Genomic DNA, 5,139 nt, shown 5'->3' on the forward strand with positions numbered 1-5,139 from the left:
CACGCTGTTGAGTTCTCAAGGAACGGACGCTTCCTTCGGACCGCCTTCCAGCGGGCCCTCCGGGCTTCGTTCTTTCGTGTTTCCAGCTTATCAGACGTTTTCCGCTCCGTTTTCCGGAGTTTCATTCATCCGATTCCCACTGGCGGGATTTCCTGCGAACTTCGTCCAGGAGCCTATCAAAGGCTTCGGGGTGTTCAGTCCGCGGGATTTGCTTCGTCGGAGGGCGCACATTCGTGAAATGCGCTCGCCTCGATTCGGCGGTGTCGTAGACACTAACGCCCGGGTCCGACCGTTGTCCAGTCAGTCCCAACCGTTCAAACCTACTAGCCCACCCTCACCACGTCAATGGTTTGGCCAGGACGGGTAGAAGAGTAGCAGGTCAGACACCTGTTGATCACGCCGGCTCAGGCTGCGACGGGCTGGAGGTCCGCCCGGTCGGCCGCATCCAGGTCGCCGGACTCTCCGTCCTCGGCGGCCCTCCGGCCCAGCACCAGGGCGTAGAGGAGGAAGGCCACCTCGGCCAGCACGCCGACGGAGATACGGGCCCAGGTCGGCAGGCCGGACGGGGTCACGAAGGCTTCGAGGACACCGGAGACCGCCAGTACCGTCGCCAGGCCGATCGACATTCCGATGATCGCTCGGCCCTGTTCCGCCAGTGCCACCGAGCGGGTGCGCGGGCCGGGGTCGATGACGGTCCAGCCGAGGCGCAGACCGAGACCGCCTGCCACGAAGACCGCGGTCAGCTCCAGCAGGCCATGCGGAATGAGCAGGCCGAGGAAGACGTCGAGGCGCCCGGCTGAGGCCATCAGTCCGACGCCGATGCCGAGGTTGACCACGTTGGTCCACATCACGTAGAGCACCGGAATGCCCAGCGCGATCCCGAACAGCAGGCACTGCACGGCGATCCAGGCGTTGTTCGTCCAGACCTGGGCCGCGAAGGAGCTGGCCGGCCGGTCCGAGTAGTAGGCCTCGTACTGGCCCCCGGGGCGGGTCAGCTCCTGGAGGTGCTCGGGCGCGACCAGGCTGTTGCGGACCTCGGGGTGGGTGGCCATCCACCACGCGAGCAGTGCGGTGGCCGCCATCGAGACGATCGCCACCGGTACCCACCAGCGGCGCGCGCGGTAGAGCGCGGCCGGGAAACTCACCGTGTAGTAGCGGGCGACGTCCTGCCAGCCGTTGGTCCGGGCGCCGGTCACCGCGCTGCGGGCACGGGAGACCAGTCCGGTCAGCCGGCTCACCAGGGCCGGGTCCGGCGCGGCGGCCTGGACCTTGGCGAGGTGGCCGGTGGCGCGCTGGTAGAGCGTGACCAGCTCGTCGGCCTCCTCTCCGTTGAGCCGGCGCCGGCGGGCGAGGGCGTCCAGCCGGGCCCACTCCCCCTGGTGGGTGGCGACGAAGACGTCCAGGTCCATTTCGGCGGCTCCATGATCGGCGGCGGGCGCGGACGTGCATGCGCGGGCGGGCGGGTCCGGGTGGACACGTGCGGCCCAGCATGCCAGCAGCGGCCGCCACCGCGGCCGTCGGGATCTCACTTCCCGTGCGCCCACCGGGCCCCGTATGTTTGCGGCTGCGGATCAGACTGCGGAGAGCGGGTCACGGGGAGCCGATCCGGGGTGATTCCCTCCCCCGGCACTGTCGCGCTCCCAGGAGCGAATCTTCATGGGCGAGCCGTACGGGCTCCAAGAACGTGAACGGACAGGTGTCTTGAGCGACCTGGTGACGGGTGAGGCGGTCGTTCTCGGCCTCCAGACGGCGAAGCTTCCGAGCAGGGCACTGGCGATCGTGATCGACCTGCTGGTGGAGTTCGCCGCCCTGCTGGTGTTCACGCTGCTGCTGAGCCTCGCCCTGATCAGCATCGACAACGCGGCGCTGGCCGCCACGACGATCGGCCTGACGGTGTTCTTCCTGGTGGCCGTGCCCGTGATGGTCGAGACCCTCACCCGCGGCCGCTCGCTCGGCAAGGCCGCGCTCGGCCTGCGGGTGGTGCGCACCGACGGCGGGCCGGTGCGGTTCCGGCACTCGCTGGTACGCGGGCTGGTCGGCTTCTTCGAGATGATCGTGCTGACCGGTGCCCCGGCCGTGATCACCTCGGCGGTGCACTCGGAGGGCAAGCGGCTCGGCGACATCTTCGCCGGGACGGTGGTCGTCCGCGAGCGCACCCCGGGGGCGGGCGGCTCCGCCTCCCCGCTGCCGCCGGTGCACCCGCACCTGTTGCAGGCGATGGGCCACGAGCTGGTCGCGATGGACCTGTCCGCCGTGCCGGAGCCGCTCTGGCTGGCCATCCGCCAGGTTCTGGGCCGGATCGGCCAGTTGGACCCGGCGGTGATGCACCGGATGTCCTCCCGGCTGGCCGAGGACCTGTCCGCCCTGATCGGCCACCCGATCGCGCCGGGGCTGCACCCGTCGGCGTACCTGGGCGCGGTGCTCACCGAGCGCCAGCGGCGGGAGTGGATGCGGGCCCAGGAGCAGCTGCGGACGGCCGGGCCGGTACCTGCCCAGCCGGCCCCCGCCCAGGTGCCCGCTCCCCGTCCGGCCTCCGGTCCGCTCCCTGCGGCGCCGGCGGGCCCGGCCGACGGACGGCCCGTCCGGGTCCTCGGTCTGCCGGCACAGCCCGCGGCGCCGGCCGGCGCACCCGCCGCACCGCCGGTGCCCGTGCAGCCCGCCGCACCGGCCGCACCCACTGCACCCGCCGCCCCGGCGGCTCCGTCCCTCGCCAAGTCCCCCGCCGACAAGCCCGCGGCCGACACCGGCTTCGCCCCGCCCGCCTGAGGCGGGCCGCCACGGCCGTACGGGGCCCGCTACTCCTCCTCCGCCCCCACCCGCCAGGCGTTCGGCGGCGACTCCAGCTCCTCCAGCTCGATCCCCTCCGCCGCCAGCACCACGTCCCCGGCCAGGTGCACGACCTGCTGCTCCCCCGTCTCCAGGTCCGCCACCTGGTAGCGCTCGACCAGCAGCGGCCCGGAATCCGTCGGGTGCGTGTCGACGCCCTCCAGCAGCCACCCCTGGTCGAGGGTGCGCGGCGCCAGCACCGGCTCGGTGAAGGCCACCAGCCGCACCCGCGCGCTCGCCCCCTCCCGCAGCCGCAGCAGCCGGGCGGTGGCGACCAGGAAGCCGGGCGAGCGGCCGGTGAAGGCGTGCGCCCGGTCGTGGCCCTCGGCCGCGTGCTCGCCGCCCGGGTCGGCCGCGTCGGTACGGACCCAGGCCACCCCGTCCACCGCCCCGCCGCGCACCTGCCAGCCGCCGGCCCGCAGCTCCATCCGCAGCGGCCGGGCGCGCGAGTCCAGCGTGAGGTCGGTGCTGCCGAGCACCCGGCCGTCCGGCGCGTAGGTCTTGGAGACGTACCGCCACCCGGCCGCCCCGGGGGCGCAGCTGAAGCGCTCCTCACCGAGCAGGACGTGGTCGTGGCCAAAGGGAGTCGTGGCTGTGTGGAGCGAGTACCGGCCGTTGGGCATGCCGGAAAGCCTACGTGCGCACTCCCCATGCAACCTTCCGACCGGTGCCCGCATTAGAGCGGCGGACGGCGCGGCAAGGCGTCGCCGCCACGACGAGAGGGGGTGCGGATGGCGAAGCAGACGCGCGACGTGGAGTTCACGGAGTACGTGGCCTCCCGGAGCGGCTGGCTGCGCAAGGTCGCCTATCTGCTGTGCGGGGACTGGCACCGGGCCGACGACCTGGTGCAGGAGTGCGCGACCAAGCTGTACGTGAACTGGTCACGGGCCGGCCGGGTCGAGAACCTGGACGGCTACGCCCGCAGGGTGCTGGTCAACACCTTCCTCGCCGAGCAGCGCTCGCCCTGGTGGCGGCGGACCTCGCGGACGGCGGCGCCGGTGGACGTCGCGGCGGTGGCAGCCGACCTCGACGCCCGGCTCGACCTGCGCGAGGCGCTGGCCGCGCTGCCGCCCAAGCAGCGGGCCACCGTGGTGCTCCGGTACTACTGCGACCTCACGGTCGATCAGACCGCCGACGCGATGAGCTGTTCTTCGGGCAACGTGAAGAGCCAGACCTCACGGGCTCTCGCCACCCTCCGGACGACGCTCGCCACCCGCCCCACCACCGCCGAGAGGACGTCATGAGGTCGCACGAGCAGCGTGATCTGACCGCCCGGCTGAGCGCCCTCGCCGAGGCCCCTGCGCCGCCCGCCGCACTCGACACCTCGGCGGTGATCGCCCGCGGGCGAGGCCGGCTGCGCCGCCGCCGGCAGGCCCTGATCGGCGTGGTGGCCGGGTCGACCGCCGCCGTCCTGGCGGGCGTACTGCTGCTGCGCCCGTCCGGCGGACCGCCCGTACCGGCCCGCCCCGCGCCCACCGCCCCGTCCTCGCTCGCGCCGTCCCCGACCGCCACGCCGGCGCCGACGGCCGCCACCGGTCCACTGAGCACCGAGGCCCGCTTCGGCTGGCTGCCGGAGTGGCTGGCCCGTCCGGCCGTCGGCTACGCGAACAGCGACGGCCGGTCCGTCGTCACCGCGGCCACCACGACGGCCGTCCTCAATGCGGTCCCCGACCTGAAGCTCGAACTGCTGCGCGACCCCGGCGAGTCCCCCGCCCCCGGTACGCACACCGCCACCGCGCCCGCGGTCGCCGGCCGGGAGGCCCGCTGGCTGGTCACCGACGAGTCGGGGACCACCACCGGCCTGCGCTGGATGACCGCCTCCGGCCGCTGGGCCGAACTGCGCGCCACCGTCTGGTACGGGGCGAAGATCCAGGACGACCTGCTCCGGGTCGCGGCCGGCGTCGAGTTCGGCAGCCGGGACGTCCCGTTCCCGGTGCGGCCGGCCGGCGTGCCCGCCGACCTCAGGCTGCGGAACGCCGAGATCCACCGGCCCACCAAGGACTCCGAGCCGCCGTGGAGCGCCATCCTGTCGTACACCGTCGAAGGCAAATGGCTGAGCGTCACGATCCAGCCGGACGGCTTCGGGGTGTTCGCGGACGGCCGGCCGAACGGCGGCACCCCGGTGTGCCGGGTCGAGAAGGGCGTCCGGCTCTGCGCCAACGGCACCGCGGCGGGGATCCCGTCGGTCCAGGCGGTGGGCGGGCTCGCCGGTCTGCTCAAGCAGTTCGGCGTGCTCGGCGCGGACGAGAGGTCCTGGACCCGCTGACGCGCCCCGCGGACGCCGACGGCCGGCGCCCCCGGAGGGGAGGGCGC

General features: G+C 73.4%; 5 protein-coding genes. 3 read left to right on the forward strand and 2 right to left on the reverse strand.

Annotated elements, in window-relative coordinates:
* Positions 1 to 404: 404 nt before the first annotated feature.
* Positions 405 to 1,409, reverse strand: a complete 1,005-nt coding sequence (locus ACFU7Y_RS39695) for a stage II sporulation protein M (protein WP_224285047.1) — start codon at positions 1,407 to 1,409, stop codon at positions 405 to 407.
* 292 nt (positions 1,410 to 1,701) lie between these two features.
* Between ACFU7Y_RS39695 and ACFU7Y_RS39700 the strand changes: the two genes are divergently transcribed.
* Positions 1,702 to 2,766 (forward strand): RDD family protein, encoded by a 1,065-nt coding sequence (locus tag ACFU7Y_RS39700; RefSeq protein ID WP_380771277.1) that lies wholly within the window; start codon positions 1,702 to 1,704, stop codon positions 2,764 to 2,766.
* 29 nt (positions 2,767 to 2,795) lie between these two features.
* On the opposite strand, the gene ACFU7Y_RS39705 is transcribed toward ACFU7Y_RS39700, so the two are convergent.
* Positions 2,796 to 3,449, reverse strand: coding sequence for a hypothetical protein (locus tag ACFU7Y_RS39705; RefSeq protein WP_224285474.1), 654 nt, complete (start codon positions 3,447 to 3,449; stop codon positions 2,796 to 2,798).
* A gap of 108 nt (positions 3,450 to 3,557) precedes the next feature.
* Here ACFU7Y_RS39705 and ACFU7Y_RS39710 point away from each other — a divergent pair, with 108 nt between their 5' ends.
* Entirely contained in the window at positions 3,558 to 4,070 is a 513-nt protein-coding gene (locus tag ACFU7Y_RS39710; protein WP_224285473.1) for a SigE family RNA polymerase sigma factor, read from the forward strand.
* Entirely contained in the window at positions 4,067 to 5,092 is a 1,026-nt protein-coding gene (locus ACFU7Y_RS39715) for a hypothetical protein (RefSeq protein ID WP_380771278.1), read from the forward strand. The genes ACFU7Y_RS39710 and ACFU7Y_RS39715 overlap by 4 nt, the downstream gene beginning before the upstream one ends.
* The last annotated feature ends 47 nt before the right edge of the window (positions 5,093 to 5,139 follow it).

This window comes from Kitasatospora sp. NPDC057542, from assembly GCF_042801945.1.
Lineage (GTDB): Bacteria > Actinomycetota > Actinomycetes > Streptomycetales > Streptomycetaceae > Kitasatospora.

Coding starts and splice junctions, on each gene's coding strand:
- ACFU7Y_RS39695 (WP_224285047.1), bottom strand. CDS start 1,409: ATGGACCTGGACGTCTTCGTCGCCACCCACCAGGGGGAGTGGGCCCGG.
- ACFU7Y_RS39705 (WP_224285474.1), bottom strand. CDS start 3,449: ATGCCCAACGGCCGGTACTCGCTCCACACAGCCACGACTCCCTTTGGC.
- ACFU7Y_RS39710 (WP_224285473.1), top strand. CDS start 3,558: ATGGCGAAGCAGACGCGCGACGTGGAGTTCACGGAGTACGTGGCCTCC.
- ACFU7Y_RS39715 (WP_380771278.1), top strand. CDS start 4,067: ATGAGGTCGCACGAGCAGCGTGATCTGACCGCCCGGCTGAGCGCCCTC.